14 protein-coding genes are annotated in these 18366 nt (G+C 71.3%); 10 read left to right on the plus strand and 4 right to left on the minus strand.

What is annotated here, in order from left to right; all coding sequences use genetic code 11:
• The first annotated feature begins 33 nt into the window (after nucleotides 1-33).
• The gene (locus ABZ656_RS06745; protein WP_360265252.1) at nucleotides 34-2922 is read left to right on the plus strand and encodes an AAA family ATPase; all 2889 of its coding nucleotides are present in this window, start codon (nucleotides 34-36) and stop codon (nucleotides 2920-2922) included.
• 10 nt (nucleotides 2923-2932) lie between these two features.
• On the opposite strand, the gene ABZ656_RS06750 is transcribed toward ABZ656_RS06745, so the two are convergent.
• Nucleotides 2933-3847: an endonuclease/exonuclease/phosphatase family protein gene (locus ABZ656_RS06750; RefSeq protein WP_360265255.1), complete on the minus strand. Its 915-nt coding sequence runs from the start codon at nucleotides 3845-3847 to the stop codon at nucleotides 2933-2935.
• A gap of 413 nt (nucleotides 3848-4260) precedes the next feature.
• Here ABZ656_RS06750 and ABZ656_RS06755 point away from each other — a divergent pair, with 413 nt between their 5' ends.
• Nucleotides 4261-6531: a M4 family metallopeptidase gene (locus tag ABZ656_RS06755; RefSeq protein ID WP_360265258.1), complete on the plus strand. Its 2271-nt coding sequence runs from the start codon at nucleotides 4261-4263 to the stop codon at nucleotides 6529-6531.
• Nucleotides 6532-6595: 64 nt separating this feature from the next.
• Here ABZ656_RS06755 and ABZ656_RS06760 read toward each other — a convergent pair whose 3' ends face one another.
• On the minus strand, nucleotides 6596-7702 hold the full coding sequence (locus ABZ656_RS06760) for a PP2C family protein-serine/threonine phosphatase (RefSeq protein WP_360265261.1): 1107 nt from the start codon (nucleotides 7700-7702) through the stop codon (nucleotides 6596-6598).
• A 231-nt stretch (nucleotides 7703-7933) separates the two neighbouring features.
• Here ABZ656_RS06760 and ABZ656_RS06765 point away from each other — a divergent pair, with 231 nt between their 5' ends.
• Together ABZ656_RS06765 and ABZ656_RS06770 are read left to right on the plus strand one after the other, a co-directional pair.
• Complete coding sequence (locus ABZ656_RS06765) at nucleotides 7934-8281, plus strand: PRC domain containing protein (protein WP_101406815.1); 348 nt, start codon at nucleotides 7934-7936, stop codon at nucleotides 8279-8281.
• Between the two features lie 103 nt (nucleotides 8282-8384).
• A complete protein-coding gene (locus ABZ656_RS06770) occupies nucleotides 8385-9656 on the plus strand; it encodes an NAD(P)/FAD-dependent oxidoreductase (protein WP_101406814.1) in 1272 nt (423 codons plus the stop codon).
• Here ABZ656_RS06770 and ABZ656_RS06775 read toward each other — a convergent pair.
• A complete protein-coding gene (locus ABZ656_RS06775; protein WP_101406813.1) occupies nucleotides 9645-10073 on the minus strand; it encodes a DUF6010 family protein in 429 nt (142 codons plus the stop codon). The two genes, ABZ656_RS06770 and ABZ656_RS06775, sit on opposite strands and share 12 nt — an antisense overlap.
• 263 nt (nucleotides 10074-10336) lie before the next feature.
• Between ABZ656_RS06775 and ABZ656_RS06780 the strand changes: the two genes are divergently transcribed.
• Together ABZ656_RS06780 and fusA are read left to right on the plus strand one after the other, a co-directional pair.
• On the plus strand, nucleotides 10337-11071 hold the full coding sequence (locus ABZ656_RS06780; RefSeq protein ID WP_360265266.1) for an alpha/beta fold hydrolase: 735 nt from the start codon (nucleotides 10337-10339) through the stop codon (nucleotides 11069-11071).
• Between the two features lie 511 nt (nucleotides 11072-11582).
• A complete protein-coding gene (gene fusA / locus ABZ656_RS06785) occupies nucleotides 11583-13709 on the plus strand; it encodes an elongation factor G (RefSeq protein WP_360265269.1) in 2127 nt (708 codons plus the stop codon).
• A gap of 78 nt (nucleotides 13710-13787) precedes the next feature.
• Here the strand turns inward: fusA and ABZ656_RS06790 are convergent, their stop codons facing one another.
• Nucleotides 13788-14669 carry an RNA polymerase sigma factor SigF gene (locus ABZ656_RS06790; protein ID WP_101408358.1) on the minus strand — a complete coding sequence of 294 codons (882 nt, stop codon included), beginning with the start codon at nucleotides 14667-14669 and terminating at the stop codon, nucleotides 13788-13790.
• Nucleotides 14670-14886: 217 nt separating this feature from the next.
• Between ABZ656_RS06790 and ABZ656_RS06795 the strand changes: the two genes are divergently transcribed.
• The 4 genes from ABZ656_RS06795 (at nucleotide 14887) to ABZ656_RS06810 (ending at nucleotide 18234) form a co-directional block, all read left to right on the plus strand.
• Nucleotides 14887-15849 (plus strand): sensor histidine kinase, encoded by a 963-nt coding sequence (locus ABZ656_RS06795; RefSeq protein ID WP_101406810.1) that lies wholly within the window; start codon nucleotides 14887-14889, stop codon nucleotides 15847-15849.
• Nucleotides 15850-16333: 484 nt separating this feature from the next.
• A complete protein-coding gene (locus ABZ656_RS06800) occupies nucleotides 16334-16510 on the plus strand; it encodes a hypothetical protein (RefSeq protein WP_180362654.1) in 177 nt (58 codons plus the stop codon).
• Between the two features lie 107 nt (nucleotides 16511-16617).
• Nucleotides 16618-16983 (plus strand): PRC-barrel domain containing protein, encoded by a 366-nt coding sequence (locus ABZ656_RS06805; RefSeq protein WP_360265273.1) that lies wholly within the window; start codon nucleotides 16618-16620, stop codon nucleotides 16981-16983.
• A 45-nt stretch (nucleotides 16984-17028) separates the two neighbouring features.
• On the plus strand, nucleotides 17029-18234 hold the full coding sequence (locus ABZ656_RS06810; protein WP_101406808.1) for a cysteine desulfurase-like protein: 1206 nt from the start codon (nucleotides 17029-17031) through the stop codon (nucleotides 18232-18234).
• Nucleotides 18235-18366: the final 132 nt, after the last annotated feature.

Below are 18366 nucleotides of genomic sequence, written 5' to 3' on the forward strand. Positions count from 1 at the left end.
GGGGCGCAGGCAGTGCCTTGGGGGGATGCGAACGTGGCACAACTGGTCGGCAGGACCTCGGAACTGGCGCGTCTCGACGCCGTGATCAACGGCCTCGGGCAGCCCGGGGTGCCGACGGCCGTCGACATCGCCGGGGAACCCGGCATCGGCAAGAGCCGGTTGCTGGGGGAGGTGTGCGCCCGGGCACGGCAGGCCGGGTACACCGTGCTGCGCGGCAGAGCCACGGAGTACGAGCAGCACATCCCGTTCCAGGCGTTCACCGATGCCTTCGCCGATGCCGCCCCCGGGACATCCGCCGACCATGCCGTCCTGGCCGAGGCGGACGCGGTGCTGCACGGCGTGTGGAGTTCCCGGGTCGGTACCTCGGGCGGCGCGCCGGGCGAGAACGTCCGCAACCGCTTCGGTCTGTACCGGACGATCGCCGCGCTGCTCACGCGCCTCGGCGCGGGCGGTCTGGTGCTGGCCGTCGACGATCTGCACTGGGCGGACCCGGAGTCCAGGGAACTCGTGGACTACCTCGTCCGGCACCCCCCGCGCGGCCGGGTGCTCCTGGTCGTGGCACGCCGGAGCCGTCAGACACCGACACCGCTGACCGCCGCCCTCACCCGGGGCGCGGACAACGACGCCGTGCTCCATGTGCCGTTGGAACCGCTGCCCGAACAGGAGTCCATCCGGGCGCTCGCCCCCGACCTCCCCCCGGACCAGGCCAGGAAGCTGTACGCCGCCAGCGAGGGCAACCCCCTCTATCTGCTCTCCCTCCTCCAGGCGTACCGCAACGGAACCCCGCTGCACGGCGTCACCGACCACCCCCGTGCAACCGACCCGCTCGGGGTGCCGAGCGGACTGGCATCACTGCTCCTGGACGAACTGACCGCGCTGGCCGGGCCGCAGCGCCGCATCGCCGAAGCGGTCGCCGCGCTCGGCGACCACGCCACTTCGGCGATGCTGACCGTGTCGACCGAAACGCCGGAGCAGGACGTCGAGGACCACACCGGCGCCCTGGCCCGGCGCGACCTGCTGCGCCTGGGCGCGGACGGCCGGTGGGTGCTGCGCCACCCCCTGATGCGGGCGCTGGTCTACGAGAACACTCCGGCGTCGCGACGCGCGGAGGTGCACCGCCGTGCCGCACACGAGCTGGCCCGGCGCGGGACCTCGGCGGCCGAGCGTGCGCACCACGTCGAGAAGTCGCTCACCGGCTGGGACCCGGAGGCGGCGGCCGTACTGAGCGAAGCCGCCGCCCACCTCGCGCCCACCGCGCCGGCCACGGCCGCCCATCTGCTGGACGTCGTGCTCGGACTCATGCCGGACACACCCGAGCACGCGCGGCGGCGCGGCGAACTCGTCCTGGCACGCGCCCGGGCGCTCGGCGTCGGCGGAAACCTCCGGGAGAGCCGGGACCTGCTGCACACCGTCATCGCCACGGCGGGGGAGGACCACCCCGACCTGCGCGCGGAGGCCATCGCCCAGTGCGCCGTGATGGAACGGCACCTCGGGCACTCACCGGAGGCCACCGCCCTGCTGCGCCGGGAGCTGTCGCGCCGACCGGGCCCGCCACCCGGCCAGGCGGTCTCCCTGGGCCTGGCCCTGGGCATGACCGCCCTGCTGACCGCGTCCTACCCCGAGGTGCGCGCCGACGTCGCACGCGCTCTCGCCGTCGCGCGTTCCCACGGCGACCCCGTGGGCGAGGCGGCGGCCCTGGCACTGGCGTCGCTGGGGGAGGCCTACGAGGGGGAGACCGAGGCGGCAGCACGGTTCGCCGACGCCGCCCGCGGGCTCACCGACGCGCTGACCGACCCCGACCTGACGGATCTGAGCGAGGCACTGGTCTGGCTGGCCTGGGCGGAAACGCTCATCGAGCGGTACGCCGACGCGGAGCGGCACATGGACCGGGGCCTGGAGATCGCCCGCCGCGGCGGTCAACTCCACGTTCTGCCCCACCTGTTGTCGAACAGAGCCTTCGTGTACCTCAACACCTGCCGGCTACCGGCCGCGCTGGAGTCGGCCGAAGAGGCGGAGGCGATCGCCCGCACACTCGGCAGCAGTGACCTCCTGGCGTTCACACTCGCCTTCAAGACGCTGATCCTGCTCCTGATACGGCCGTTGGGAGACGGCGACGCGCTCGCGGCCGGCGAGGAAGCCGTCGTGGCCGCGGGCAGCAGCAAGGGCTGGTGGTCGGCCCTGGCCTGGTGCATGCTCGGCCACGCGGCGTTCGTCAGCGGTGATCCGCACCGCGCCGAGCAGGCCATCACGACCGCAGGCGGAGGCCGTGAACTGCCGTTGCTCCAACCGTCCATCCGTCCGGGGCAACTGGACACGCTCGTCAGCGCGGCCCTGGCCGCCGGTGACCTCGACCAGGCCGGACGCTGGGCCACGCAGGCCGGACGTGAGGCGGACCGCCTGGGCCTGGGCGGCCAGCGCGCGGCCGCACTCCGGGCCCGGGCCGCGCTGGCCGAGCACCGCGGCGACTCGGAAGAAGCCGTCCGCCTCCTGGAGGCGGCCGCGCAGGAGTACGCCCGTTGCGGCCTGACCCTGTGGGAGGCTTACTCCCTGTTGCGCGCCGCTCCCTTGGTGAAGCGCTCCGGACAGGGCCCCCGCGCGGCCGTGATGTGGCACCGGGCCCACCGGATCGCCGCGGGCGGCGGCGCGCGTCTGCTGACGGATCTGGCCGAGTTGATACGTCCGCAGATCGTCGCGGACACCCCGGTGATTCCCCCGGAGCTGGGCGAGTTGACCACCCGTGAATTCGAGATCGCCGAGCTGGTGGCGGAGGGACTGAGCAACCAGGCCATCGCGGCCCGGCTGCACCTCAGCCGCCGTACGGTCGAGACGCATCTGTCCGCCGTCTACCGCAAGAGCGCGATACCGTCCCGCTCGGCCCTGGCCAGCCTCATGACGCGCGCGGCCCTCGGCACGCCGGGCTGAACGGCCGGGGTCACAGGTTCAGTTCCAGCACGAGCGGGCGGTGGTCCGAGATCCCCGTCGCGGGCGTGCGCGTTCCGCTCGCCGCTGCCACCCCGACGCCGGTCGCGAGCACATGGTCGAACTGCACCACCGGGCGGTGCGCGGGATAGGTCGGGACGCGGGCCAGATCGATCCAGCCGCGGGGCGACGGTGGGACGCGGGTCTTCCCGGGCACGTTCAGTACGACCCTGGGCAGGGCGCCGATCAGGTTGAAGTCGCCCAGCAGCACATGAGGTGCGGGCAGGCCGGTGATCCAGTCGCGGATGGCGAGCAGCTGCCCGACGTTCCAGCCCGGTACGAACGACAGATGCACCGCCACCGCCGTGAACGGACCGCCCGGTCCCTCCAGCACGGCGGCCAGCGCGGCGCGCGGCTGGTCCCGGACCAGGGTGAGCCCGGGTCGTCCGGCCATCCGCAGGGGCATACCGAGGGGCGCCGGGGCCAACCGCCGGGCCCGCCACTCCCGTACCGGAAACCGGGACAGCAACGCGATCCCGTGCGAGGGGACATCCGTGGCCGAGTCCGCGTCCTGCGGGCCGTACACCCGCAGACCCGGCTCGGCCGGGTCTAGGACCCAGCCGCGGTCCGCTGTGGAACGGGCGTGGAACGCGCTCGCGTAGCGCCACTGCTGCAGCCCCGCCGCGTCGGCGGCGACCGACGCCTGGTCGACCACGCCCGAGCGCTCCTGGAGGCGGTCCAGTTCCTGCAACGCAAGGACATCGGCGTCCAGGGACAGGACGGCTCGGGCGAGCGGTCCTTCGGCCGGTTCCACCGCGGGGGAGAGGGGCCGTCCGGTCGGCAGCGGCCGGCCGTGCAGCACATTGAACGTCGCGAGCCGCACCCGCCGGCGGCGCGTGCCCTGGTCCCGCCTACTCTGCTGATTCATCGTCAGGTCAGTGTCCCCGTCTCGGCCCGGTCCACGGGAACCGGCGTGAGCGGCTTTCCGTACCCGTGAACCCACGTCACCCACGTCACCCACGTCACCCACGCCTCCCGGGCCGTCCGGCACCGGCCGAAAAGCGCCCTGAGCCGGGGTGAACATCCAGGAAGCAATAGCCAATTTCAGCCGTTGCTTTGTCATCTCCATGACAAAACTGTGCATGCGATGTCAGTCTGCTCTTGAACGTTCACCGTTCCTTCACCCCCCACCTGTCGCGCGCCGCCGAGTTCCGATACACCCCTCGTGGGTCACCTCGTGCAGTGCCCTTCCCAGCTCAGCGCGTTGCCAGCCGGCCACACCCTGCCGGCCCGCTCTCCCGGCCTGGACCACGGGCCGATCGTCGCCAGAAGGAGAAGCCCTTGCTCCCGCCCCACCGCCCCTCGCACCGACGCAGATACACCGCGGCGTTGGCGCTCACCGCCGCCGGCACGCTGCTCGCCGCCGGTTTCCACACCGGCGTCGCGTCCGCCGCTCCCCGTGACCGCGGCCACGCGAAGATCGTCGCCACCCCCCGGGCCGGCGCGGCCCCGGCGAAGCTGTCTCCCGCCGCGCACGCCGCGCTGCTCAAGAGCGCGACCGCCGCGGTCGGCGACACCGCGAAGATTCTCGACCTCGGCTCCAAGGAGAAGCTGATCGTCAAGGACGTCGCGAAGGACGCCGACGGCACCACGCACACCCGCTACGAGCGCACCTACGCCGGTCTGCCGGTCCTCGGTGGCGACCTCGTCGTGCACGTCAAGAACGGTCTCTCCACCGTGTCCGAGGCGACGAAGGCCAGCCTCAAGGTGCCGACCACCACCGCCCGCGTCACGTCCGCCATCGCCGCCCACAAGGCACTCGCGGTCGCGAAGAAGGCCGACGCCACGCGTCCCGCGGTCGACGGCGCTCCCCGGCTCGTCGTCTGGGCCGCCGGCGCCGAGCCGGTGCTGGCCTGGGAGTCGGTGGTCGGCGGCACCCAGGACGACGGCACGCCGAGCGAGCTCCATGTCATCACCGACGCCACCTCGGGCAAGGCCCTGTTCGACTTCCAGGCGGTGCGCACCGGCACGGGTACGGGCCAGTACAGCGGATCGGTTCCGCTCAGCACCACGCCGTCCGGCTCCACGTACCAGCTCGTGGACGGCGACCGCGCGGGTCACCGCACCTACGACCTGAACCAGGGCACCTCCGGCACCGGCACCCTCTTCACGGATGACAACGATGTCTGGGGAGACGGCACCCAGAGCAACCGGCAGACGGCAGGCGTCGACGTGGCCTTCGGTGCCGCGGCCACCTGGGACTACTACAAGGACGTCTTCGGCCGCAACGGCATCCGCAACGACGGCGTGGCCGCTTACAGCCGCGCGCACTACGGCAATGGCTACGTCAACGCCTTCTGGTCCGACAGTTGCTTCTGCATGACGTACGGGGACGGCGCGAGCAACGCGCACCCGCTGACCGCCCTGGATGTCGCCGCGCACGAGATGAGCCACGGAGTGACCGCCGCCACCGCGGGCCTCACCTACTCGGGCGAATCCGGTGGCCTCAACGAGGCGACCTCGGACATCTTCGCCGCCGCGGTGGAGTTCCACGCCAACCTGTCCGCCGACGTCCCCGACTACCTGGTCGGCGAGAAGATCGACATCAACGGCAACGGCACCCCGCTGCGGTACATGGACAAGCCCTCCAAGGACGGCGCGTCCCGCGACAACTGGGACTCCTCGCTGGGCGGCCTCGACGTCCACTACTCCTCCGGACCGGCCAACCACTTCTTCTACCTGCTCTCCGAGGGCAGCGGCGCCAAGACCGTCAACGGGGTCTCCTACGACAGCCCGACCTACGACGGTGTACCCGTGACCGGCATCGGCATCGAGAACGCCCAGCGGATCTGGTACCGGGCCCTGACCACCTACATGACCTCCAGCACCAACTACGCCGGAGCCCGCACCGCGACCCTCCAGGCCGCCGCCGACCTCTTCGGCGCGTACAGCGACACCTACCTCGCCGTCGCCGCCGCCTGGGCCGGGATCCATGTCGGCGACCGGATCGCGCTGGGCGTCAACGTGGCGCCGATCGACGACCAGACCAGCGGCGTCGGCCAGCAGGTCTCCCTCCAGGCCAGCGCCTACACCACCAACTCCGGCGCGGGCCTGACCTATGCGGCCACCGGTCTGCCGGACGGCCTGACGATCAGCGACACCGGCCTGATCTCGGGAGTTCCCACCACCACCGGGTCCAGCGCCGTGACCGTCACGGTCACCGACAGCACAGGAGCGTCGGTCTCGGTGAGCTTCACCTGGCGGGTGGCGGACATCTACGCCAACAGCACGCGGGTGGACATCCCCGACGCCGGAGCCGCGGTCGAGTCACCCATCACCGTCACCGGCCGGACCGGCAACGCCTCGGCCACCACCCAGGTCTACGTCAAGATCATCCACACCTACCGCGGTGACCTGACGGTCTCCCTGGTGGGCCCCGACGGCACCGTCTACTCGCTGCTGAACCACAGCGGCGGCAGCGCCGACGACGTCGACCAGACCTTCACGGTCGACGCCTCCGCGCAACCCGTCAACGGCACCTGGAAACTGAGGGTCCAGGACACCGCCTCGATCGACGTCGGCTACATCCAGCAGTGGCAGCTCACCCCCTGACCCGTCCGCCCTCCGGCCTCGCCCGTCCGGCCCGCCTCGCGCGGTCCGGGCGGGCGAACCGTCCTCACCCCCGCTCTACCTGGGCGTCAGGTGTGAGGACCAGCATCGTGACGTCGTCGCGCACCGCGGTGCAGAACCGCAGGAGGTCCTCCCAGACGCGGTCGGTGAGGTCGGCCGGTCTTCCCTGGGCCAACGTGGTCAGGCGCTCGGCCAGGGGATAGAAGGCGCCCGTCTCGTCCCGGCTCTCGCTCACTCCGTCGGAGCCCAGGAACAGCCGGTCGCCGCGCTCCAGCCGGACGGTGCAGATCTGCGGCGGAGAGATGTCGAAGAACCCGAGACCGAGGGGGGCTCCTGGTTCGAGAACGAGTTCGACGGCCTTGCCGTCGCGCAGCAGAAACGGATGCGGGTGTCCGCAGGACGTCAGGCGTACCGCGTCCGCGTCGGCCGAGAATTCCAGCAGCAGAGCGGTCGCGAACAGTTCGGCGTGTGTGGTCTGGGCCGAGTCCACGACGAGCCGGCGATCGAGGCGGGCCGCGGCCGACTTCAGGTCACCCTGGTCGAGCACGGTCTCCCGGAACGCCCCGAGGAGGGAGGCGACGGTCGAGACGGCCGACAGCCCGTGGCCCTGCACATCGCCCAGCACCGCCCGCACGCCGTACGGGCCGGCGCGCACGTCGAAGAAGTCGCCGCCCACCAGTGTCTCGCGCTGCGCCGCCCGGTAGAACGCCGTGCAGCGCACCGGGCCGACGCGTTCGGGGAGCGGCGGCAGTACGGCGAGCTGGGCGGCCTCCGCGACGGTGCGCACCGTGACCAGGTGGGCGTCGCGCCGACTGCGCACCAGGGAGATGACGACGCTCAGGATCGCGACGAACGTGATGGTCAGCAGGTCGGTGTTGCCCGGATGGTTGAGCTGGAGCGGCGGTACGAACAGGAACACGATGATGATGGCACCGAAGACGGCCGTCGCCACCGGTCCGTAGGAGAGCACGGCGAGCGACGGGATGGCGCCCAGCAGGAAGCCGATGTCCAAGGGGTACCGACTCAGGAGTTCGGCGGCACAGACCGTCATCAGCAGGGCCGGCGGCAGCACCCGCACCCAGCGCGGTGGTGGTGCTCCGCGCAGCCAGCCTTGGTACTCGCGGCCCCGATGCCGGTGGTCGGCCGTGCCCATAGCACTCCTCCCTACCCCACCACGCTCCTCCTTCCGGCGGCCGGGCGCATCACGGTGGGCCGGGCGGGCCGCCGGACCCCGAGGGTTTCCTTGTTCCGCGCGGAGAATTCCCGCTGTTGGTTGAAAGCCGCAATTCTCTGAGAATTTATCTTCGAAAAAAGAGTGTCGGCGCGCGCTGAACGGACACCCGGTGTTTTCAAACGCATCGCGACATAGCTGGAGGACTTCTTCATGTACGAGAATCTGTGGGCCTACACTCCGACCAGCGGCCACACACCCGATGCGGACCTCACCGGGTACCGGGTGGAAGCGACCGACGGACACATCGGGAAGGTCGACAAGCACTCCGACGAGGTCGGTTCCCAGTACGTCGTGGTCGACACCGGCATCTGGATCTTCGGCAAGGAGGTCCTGCTGCCCGCCGGGACGATCACCGCGATCAGCCACGAGGACAAGACCGTCCACGTCGCCCGTTCGAAGGACGAAATCAAGTCGGCGCCGGAGTTCGACAAGGAGAAGCACCTCGGCGACCCGCACTACCGCGATCAGCTCGGCGGACACTACGGGTCCGGACACTGACATTGCCTCGTCCGCCGGTGCTTCCCTCTTTCGAGGGCGGTGCCGGCGTTTCCGCACCGGGCACCGTAGCGGTGCAGGAGCCGCTGATCGAAGGAGTGTTCCCATGGTCGCCACCCGTGGTGGGCCGGATGTGCTGGTGGTCGGTGCCGGCCTCGCCGGCCTTGCCTGTGCCCGCGACCTGATCCGGGCGGGACTCGCTGTCCGCGTCCTGGAGGCCTCGGACGGGGTCGGCGGGCGAATGCGCTCCGACCGTCACGAGGGATTCGTCATCGACCGCGGCTTCCAGGTGTTCAACACCTCCTACCCCCAGGTCCGGCGGCGTCTCGCACTGCGCGCGTTGCGGTTGCGGCCCTTCACCCACGGGGTCCTGGTGCACACCGACGACGGCCCGCTGCGCTTCAGTGACCCGACCCGCGGCCCCCGCCGGCTCGGCGACCTGCGTCCGGGACGGCTCGCGGGCAGCCGGGACCTGGTCGCCCTGGGTGTCCTCTCGGCCCGCGACATGCTCGCTCCCGCCCGTTCGGTCAAACACGGCGACGACCGCACCACCCGCACCGCACTGGCGGCCGGCGGATTCTCCGAGGAGTTCGTCGAGCGGTTCTTCCGTCCCTTCCTCTCCGGAGTCTTCCTGGAGGACGAACTCGAGACGTCCAGCAGGGTGTTCCACCTCGTCTGGCGCAGCATGCTGCGCGGCACCCTGTGTCTGCCGGCCGAGGGCATCGGAGCGGTGCCGCGACTGCTCGCCGACGCACTGCCCGCGGGTGCCGTGCACCTCGACACCCCGGTGACCCGTCTCACGGACGACGGAGTCCTTCTGGGCACGGGGGGCGAACTGGCCGCGCGGGCGGTGGTGGTGGCGACCGGGCCCGGCCAGGCAGCCGTACTGCTGCCCGGACTGGAGATGCCCGAGTACCGCACGGTGACGACGTACTACCACGCCGCGCCCCGCTCTCCGCTGGCCGAACCCGTCCTCGTGACGGACGTGAGGAGAAGATTCCTCAACACCTGCGTCCTGAGTGAGGTGGTGCCCGGCTACGCACCCGGCGGGATGTCGCTGATCGCCACTTCGGTACTCGGTGAGGACCACGGGGGACGCGAGGCGGAGGTGCGCGCAGCACTCGCCGAGGCGTACGGCACCGACACCGGCCCATGGCAGCTGCTGACCGTTCGTACGGTGCCCGACGCACTGCCGGCCATGCCGCCCCCGCAGCCGCTCAGCCGTACCGCCCGGGTCGGCCCACGGCGCTATGTGTGCGGGGACCACCGCGCCACCGGCTCCGTCCAGGGGGCCCTGGCCTCGGGGGCCCGCGCGGCCCGCGAGGTGGCCCGGGACCTGGCGGCGGAGTCATCCGTCGGACAGGCCCTAGGCGTGTGAAGCGTCGGTCGGGGAGGCGGGGCGCCGGGAGAACCAGGAGCCGATCAGGGTGGGGAGCGAGGGGCCGCCGCGCAGGCACCAGAGGGCGATCACCGGGTCGCAGATCGCGCAGCCGAGGGACGAGTGCGTGGCGAACGGGATGATCGGGGCTCCGCGCAGGTAGTGGAGGGCGTCCCAGGCGGTGTGCAGCAGCCAGGCGATGCCGATCCAGGCGTACGGGTCGAGGCCGCGGTAGGCGCAGTAGGTGACCGCGGCGGTGAAGACGAATTCCCAGGCGCCGAAGCTGCCACTGCTGCGATAGGCGGCTCCGGCCCCGGCGACCATGATGGCGTTGAACCGGCGCCTCGTGGGCTCCCGGAGCAGGGACATGAGGAACGCGTGGAGAACACCGATGAGTACGGGTGCGACGAAGAGCATGAGCCGGACGCCAAGGGGCTGATCGCCGCCCCGGCAGTGGCCGGAGTGCCAGAGTGCGACGAGTTCTCGCCAGCCGGCGTCGCCGACTCCGGGGACCGTTCCGTCTTCGCGAGGGCACAACCCCGAGCACCTGGAATCCGCTCTGGAGGTGTGACCCGGACGGTGCCGGTGGCGACCCGTCCGTGCGGCGCCCGGCGACTGACGACCAGTGGGCGATGGGACACTTCTCCAACAGGCGGAGTCGGGACACGGGGAGAGCTGTGATGCGGGGCCGAACGCGGACAACGACCTCTGGTACACCGACGCGAGGACCGGGCGGGGTCGGCACCGCCCTGCTGCCGGTCCGTCACGCGGATGTGGCGCGTGCGGCCGTGCTCGTCCTGCACGGGGGCCGGGCCGACAGCCTGGCCCCCTCACGGCCCTGGAACGTGGCGGCGCTGCGGATGAGGCCCGTTGTCCGGGCCGTCGCCGCGGCCGTGCCGGACGACGAGGTCTTCCTCGGACAGGTGCGCTACCGCCTCCAGGGCTGGAACGGTTCACGTGCCGACCCCGTCGGTGACGTCCAGCGGGCCCTCGCGGAGCTCGCCCGCCTCGTCGGCGAGGTGCCGGTGGTTCTCGTGGGTCATTCGATGGGCGGCCGGGCAGCTCTGCGCGTCGCGGCGGCGACACAGGTCGGGGGAGTGGTGGCGCTGGCACCCTGGTGTCCGGAGGGCGAACCGGTGGCCCACCTTCGGGACAAGAAGGTGATAGCGCTCCACGGTGACCGCGACCGCGTCACCGATCCGTCGGAGTCGATCGCGTTCGTCCGCCGGGCGAGGGCCGTCGGCTCCCGCGCGGGTGTGCTGCTGGTCAAGGGCGGTGACCACGCCATGCTCCGACGGTACGGAACCTGGCACGGCGCCACGGGGGCGGCCGTCGCCGAACTGCTGAGGCCCGCGCAGTCGCCCGACGGACTGCTCGCCCGGGCGCTGTCGGAGGCCGACACCGGCCTGCTCTGACCGGGCTTCCCCGAACCTGCGACTCCGGGACCGGCCCGGAATCCGCGACTCGGGACCGGCCCGGATCTGTGACTCCGGGATCCGTCGGAGTCTTCAACTCCGGGACCGGGCGCGGCGCGAGGAGCGTAATTCCGGTGCGCCGACCGCTTCGCGCTCCCTACACTCGCCCCACCACGCGCGCTCACCGCACCTGCGGAACATCACGGCGCGCGTCCTGACGAGTGAGGGGAGCCGGGCCGTGCGTCACCGCACCGCTGTCGTCGTTCCCCCGTCGTTGTACGAGGTGATCCTCGTGTCTTCGGGTCCCCGGTGCCGGCTGCGCGGCCGACACCGGTGGTCCGTGACGAACATCTGACCTCTCTCCGCCCGTCACCGGGCAGATCGGCTCCGTACGCCCCGCCGGGGATGTGCCGCGGCCGGAGGTCCCCGCACGGACCGTGGCAAGACCGCGGGCCGCTTCGTCCGGGAAATCGCGCCGCCCCATCCGGATCATTCCGAAAGGCCATGGGCCGTGCGTACCGACCTGCACCGTCACCTCGACACCCCGCTCGCCGCCGTCCGTAACCTGGGCATCCTCGCCCACGTCGACGCCGGGAAGACCACCCTCACCGAGCGGATCCTGTACCTCACCGGGACCACCCACAAGCGGGGTGCGGTCCATGACGGCACCACCGTCACCGACTTCGACCCCCAGGAACGCGATCGTGGCATCACCATCTTCGCCGCGGCCGTGAGCTGTGCCTGGGACGGGCACCGGATCAACCTCATCGACACCCCGGGCCACGTCGATTTCTCCGACGAGGTGGCGCGCTCCCTGCGGGTGCTCGACGGCGCCGTGGCGGTCTTCGACGCCGTCGCGGGGGTCGAGCCGCAGAGCGAGGCGGTGTGGCGCCAGGCGGACCGGTACGGCGTGCCGAGGATCGCCTTCGTCAACAAACTCGACCGCGCCGGTGCCGACCTCGACACCGCGGTCGAGTCGATCAGGGAGCGGCTGCATCCGGCCCCGCTGGTCGTCCAGTTGCCGATCGGGTCGGAGGCCGGGTTCACCGGTGTGGTGGATCTGCCGCGCATGCGGTCACTGGTCTGGCCCGAAGGCAGCGACAAGGTCGAGGAAGGCCCGGTGCCCGAGGCGTTGAAGGCTGCCGCGGAAGGCCGCCGCCGACAGCTGGAGGAAGCGGTGGCGGAACTCCACCCCGGCGCGCTCGAGGAGTTCTGCGCGGAAGGCACGCTCTCCGCGCGGACCCTGACGGCCGCGCTGCGTGACCTGACCCGTTCCGGCGACGGCGTGGTGGTGCTGTGCGGCTCGGCCTACCGCAATCGCGGGATCGAGCCACTGCTCGGCGCAGTGGTGGCCTACCTGCCGTCGCCGCGAGACGTGCCCGGGATACGCGGCACCCGGGACGGCACGGAACAGGAGCGGCTCGCCGACCCGGCGGCACCGTTCGCGGCACTGGTGTTCAAGGTGAACGCGACCGCCACGGGGCGGCTGACGTACCTGCGTGTCTATTCGGGAACGATCGGGAAGGGGGAGACGGTGTGGGACTCGGGCACGGGACGCACCGAGCGCATCGGCCGGATCCTGCGGGTCCAGGCCGACCGCCACGCCCCACTGGAGCAGGCGGTGGCGGGCGACATCGTCGCGGTGGCCGGGCTGAAGTCGGCCCGCGCCGGGTCGACCCTGTGCGCCCCTGGGGCTCCGTTGGTTCTCGAACCGCCGACCGTCGCCGATCCGGTCGTCTCGGTGGCCGTCGAGGCCGTCGGCAGCGCTGACGCGGACCTCTTGGTGTCCTCGTTGACGCGGCTGGTCGAGGAGGATCCCTCGCTGGTCGTGCGCACCGACCCCGAGACCGGCCAGCTGGTCCTGTCGGGCATGGGCGAACTGCATCTGGAGGTGGCGGTGGAGAAGATCCGGCTCGCCCACGGGTTGGACGTCCGGGTCGGCCGGCCGAGGGTGGCCTACCGGGAGACGGTCGCCCGGGGGGTGGCGGGGCTGGTCCACCGGCACGTCAAACAGGACGGCGGCGCCGGTGAGTTCGCCCATGTCGTGCTCGACGTGGAGCCGCTGGAGGACGCTCCGGGCGGCGACGGCGGCGACGGCGGCGGCGGCGACGGCGGCGAGGGCGCGACGCGCTTCGAGTTCCGCTCCACCGTCGTCGGCGGGCGGGTGCCGCAGGAGTACGTCCGGGCACTGGAGGCCGGGTGCCGTGACGCGCTGGCCGACGGGCCGCTCGGCGGGCACCCGGTCACCGGGCTGCGTGTCGTCCTCACCGACGGAGCGACCCATCCGAAGGATTCTTCGGAGCGGGCGTTCCGGACGGCCGGCCGGTTCGCGCTGCGGGAGGCACTGCGCGCCTGCGCGATGGTTCTCCTGGAACCGGTGGCGGACGTCACGGTCACCGTGCCGGACGACGCCGTGGGCGGGGTCCTCGGTGACCTGGCGGCGCGACGCGGGCAGGTCTCGGGCTCCGTCGCGCGGTCGGGCGCCGTGGTGATCACCGCGACCGTGCCGCTGGTCGAGCTGTTCGGCTATGCGACCCGGCTGCGCAGCCGGACCAGGGGCCGGGGAGTCTTCACCGCCCGGCCCGCCGGGTACGCCCCCGCACCGAGCACGGCGTCGACCGGGACTCCGGCCCGGTGACGCACAGGACGGTCCCGCCCGAAATCGGGCGGGACCGTCCCGCGGCGCCCTGGACGAACGCCACCCAAGGCGGGTATGTCAGGCGACCGCGGGGTCGAGCAGCCCGGTGCGAAGACGCCTGATGATGCGGGTGATCAGACGCGAGACGTGCATCTGCGAGATGCCGAGCTCCTCACCGATCTGGGCCTGGGTGCGCTCCTCGACGAAACGCATGTGGATGATCCGGCGCTGACGGTCGTCCAGTTCGGCGATCAGCGGAGCCAGGGACTGGAAGTCCTCGACGAGTTCGAGCGAGGGATCGTCCTCGCCGATGAAGTCCGCGAGAACGGTCTCCCCGTCCGCGCCGTCGTCGGCCGTGAGCGCGGCGTCGAGGGACGAGGAGTTGTAGCCGTTGGAGGCCTTGCGCGCCTCGATGACCTCCTCCTCGGACAGACACATCAGCGCGGCCAGCTCACGCGTGGTCGGGGTGCGGCCGAGGCGGGTGCGCAGTTCGTCCGTCGCCTTGGCGAGCTCGATCCGCGCCTCCTGAAGACGGCGGGGTACGTGCACGGCCCAGCTGGTGTCGCGGAAGAAGCGCTTGATCTCGCCGACGATGTACGGAACGGCGAAGGAGGTGAACTCGACCTCGCGGGTCAGCTCGAAGCGGTCGATCGCCTTGATGAGCCCGATGGTGCCGACCTGGACGATGTCTTCCATCTCGTCCTGGCTGCGGCTGCGGAAGCGAGCCGCCGCGTACCGCACAAGGGACAGGTTCATCTCTATGAGCGTGTTGCGCGCGTAGTGGTAGTCGTGCGTGCCTTCCTCCAGCACGGCCAGCCGGTCGAAGAACTGACGCGACAGCTCGCGCGCGTCCTTCGGGCTGATCTTCAGCGGCTCGTCGATCAGGGGGAGTGCCTCCTCCTGTGCCGTCCCTGCCTGCTGTGCCGTGTTGGTTGCCTTCGCTGCCGTCACGGCTGCCATGCGGTCCACCCCAAATCGTTCGAAGGAATTGAAGACAGAGCCCGTCTGCCCCGTCTCAAGCCGGTCATGCCATCCAACTTCCGAAACCTGCGGAACGCGCCTGTTCCGTGTCCGCCGGACGTCGGTCCAGGACTGCTTCTCGCCGAAGCGCTCTGCCGGATGCACACCGACGGCAACCGCCGCCGCCTAAAGTGGGATCCGAGGTGAGCCAGTGGGCATGGAGCAGGGAGAAAACGGAGCGCGGTCGCCCCTCGCCCGAGACCGGGCGGAGCCGTTCGCGCACCCCGCGCTCCTGTACCGCTCCGACCAGGAGTACGCGGAAGGGACGTTGCCGTTCGTGTCCGAGGGCCTCGCCACCGGCCGGCCCGTGGCGGTGGCGGCACCGCCGTCTCGACTGGCGCTGCTCAAGGCGGAACTCGGACCGGCCGCCGACGAGGTCCGCTGGATCGACATGACACAGGCCGGCCGGAACCCCGGCCGGATCATTCCCACCGTCCTGCGATCGTTCGCCGACGCCCACCCCGGACGCCCTGTGCGCATTATCGGGGAGCCGATCTGGTACGGCCGTACGCCGCTCGAGTACCCGGCCTGCGTCCAGCACGAAGCCCTCATCAACGCGGCGTTCCACGGACGCGACGCGACCATCCTGTGCCCCTACGACGCCCGAACCCTCTCCGACGACGTGATCGCCGACGCACACGCCACGCACCCCGTGGTGATCAGCGACGGGCGGCCGGGCGTCAGCCACGCCTACGATCCCGAACGCGTCCTCGCGCGCTACAACGAGGCCTTGCCGTATCCGCCGGGAGCGGCCACGGTCCGCTTCGCCGCCGGACTGCTGCCCACCGCACGCGACTTCGCGCTGCGTGAGGCACGGGAGCGGGGGATGGCACCGTCCCGGTCGCAGGATCTGAACCTCGTCGTCGCGGAGCTGACGACCAACAGCGTGGTGCACGGAGGCGGTTCGGGGACGCTGCGGATCTGGGCCGAGAGCGAGCAGATCGTCTGCGAGGTGCGTGACGAGGGACACCTGACCGACCCTTTGGCCGGCCGCCGCCCGGTGCGCCCGGACCAACTCGGCGGCCGGGGGCTGCTCCTCGTCCACTTCCTGTCCGACCTCGTACGCGTCCACACCGCCGAGAACGGAACGACCGTACGCAGCTACCTCGCCCGGAGATGACCGCGGTCGCTCCACCCGGGGGCCGGCCGTGCCCCTCGCTGCTCGCCGTACGCGACCTACTCGCCGCGGTGCCGCCAGTACCAGAGCAGGACCGCGACGAGCCCGCAGAGATAGACCAGGGGCAGGATCAGGCCCGGGACACGGGCCGCGATCACGAAGCGGCTCCGACGGGGGAACAGGCCGATGCGGCCAGGGTCTGTGCCATTGCTGTCTGCTTTCGACGAGCTGCGGGCCGGTGGGGCGTGTGCGGCGACAGGAGCAGTCTGATCAGCACTCGCGGCCCGGGTGATGGGCTCAATGATGACGGCAGGACCCGTGGTTCGGACCCGTCCAGGTCGTCCGGACTCGTGTGCGGGGATTCCCGGCGCGCGAGCGGTGCACGGAGAGCGGCTCCCGTTCCGTGGCCGCACCGATACGCGAAGTTGTGTCGACAGGATTCCTGGGGGCACTCGGGCTCCACCACCACTTCGGAAGAGGAGAACTCATGCTCGGAATCGTTGCGGCGATCGTGCTGTTCATCGCGTTCTTGATCAATGCCGCGGACCTCGCGACGAACGACGTCTTCACGTCGACCAACGTCATGCTCATAGGGCTGGCCCTGCTCGCCCTGCACGTCTCCGGTGTCGGCGGCGGCTGGGCGACCCGAAGCCGTAGGCGCTGACACTGGGGTGGGCAACGTGCCGAACCGCGCCAGTCCGTCGAATGCGGCGTGGAGAGCAGGGTAATGGCCGTTCTGAAGTCCGACGCAGACGGTTCAGGAGGAACAGGATGACGAGCGACAGAATCTGGTCGTACGCACCGGAGTTCGGCAGTCCCGAGGGGCTGGACCTCACCGGTTACAGCGTCGAGGCGAGCGACGGGACGATGGGGCACGTGGACCGACAGGCCGACGGTTCCGGTATGCGTCACCTGATCGTCGACACCGGCGTGTGGGTGTTCGGAAAGAGTGTTCTGGTACCTGTGGGTGTCGTCGCCGGCATCGACACACAGGAGCGGAAGGTGACGATGGCCCGCACCCGGGAGGAGATGACCTCGGCACCCGTCTTCCGGACCGACCGCGAGACCCTGGACCCCGTATACCTGGCCCAGGTCGGCAGCTACTACCGAGGCCTGCCGCCCGGACAACTCGCCTGACGTCGTCGTTCCCGAGCTGACGACATCGCACCCCAAGGAGCCCGAGTGACCTACGACGTCGGCGCGTTGCGCGCCCAGATCCCCGCCCTGCGGACCGGCATCGCGTACTTCGACGGTCCGGGCGGCACACAGACGCCGGCGCCGGTCGGCGCGGCGATCGCCGACGCGCTCACCCGCCCGCTGTCGAACCGGGGGAGCGTCACGGCGGGAGAGGCGAACGCGGAGGCTCTCGTCACGGAGTTCCGGCAGACCATGGCCGACCTGTTGGGCGGGGACCCCTCCGGAGTCGTCTTCGGCCGCAGCGCCACCCAGCTCACGTACGACTTCTCCCGGGCGCTGGCGAAGGACTGGACCCCCGGCGACGAGATCGTGGTGAGCCGTCTCGACCACGACGCCAACATCCGACCCTGGGTCCAGACCGCGGAGCGGACCGGCGTCCGAGTGCGATGGGCCGACTTCGATCCGGTCACCGGCGAACTCCCGCCCGCGGCCGTGGGCGAACTGCTCACCGAGCGCACCCGGCTGGTCGCCGTCACCGCCGCCTCCAACCTGATCGGCACGCTCCCCGACGTCCCGGAGATCGCCCGCCTGGTCCACCGCACGGACGCACTGCTCTACGTCGACGGCGTGCACTACACGGCACACGCGTTCGTGGACCTCGCACGGCTCGGCGCCGACTTCTTCGTCTGCTCGCCGTACAAGTTCCTCGGCCCGCACCACGGCGTGCTCGCCGCCGCTCCGGCCCTGCTGGAGACGCTGCGTCCCGACAAGCTGCTGCCCTCCACCGACACGGTCCCGGAGCGTTTCGAGCTCGGGACGCTGCCCTATGAGCTCCTCGCCGGTACCCGCACCGCCGTCGACCTGCTCGCCGGTCTCGGGACCGGTCCTGCGGACGACCGGCGCGCCCGGCTGCGGTCCGCGTTCGCGTCGATCGAGCGGCACGAGCGAGCGCTGCGGGACCGGATGGAGAACGGCCTGGCCGCTCTGGCGGGCGTCACGATCCGCTCCCGGGCGGCCGACCGCACCCCCACCCTGCTCCTGACCTTCGACGACCGCGACACGGACGACGCCTACCGCTTCCTGGCGGCGCGGAGTGTGCACGCGCCCGCGGGAACCTTCTACGCGCTGGAGGCATCGCGCCACCTCGGCCTGGGCGACACCGGAGGCCTGCGCCTCGGACTGTCGCCGTACAACGACGAGGACGACGTGGAACGAATGCTCGAGGGCCTGGCGGCATTTCTGAAGTCGTGACCGCCAAGGCCCCCGACGTCGTGACCACCGGCACCAGCTAGGTCCTGTCGTCAAATTCCCGTCGTCCGCCCGGAGGGCGGGCCCTGCGGCGTCAGGTGCGTGCTCTCGGCGTGCCGGGCACAGGCCCTCGTA

This window comes from Streptomyces sp. NPDC007095 (assembly GCF_040634475.1).
GTDB lineage: Bacteria > Actinomycetota > Actinomycetes > Streptomycetales > Streptomycetaceae > Streptomyces.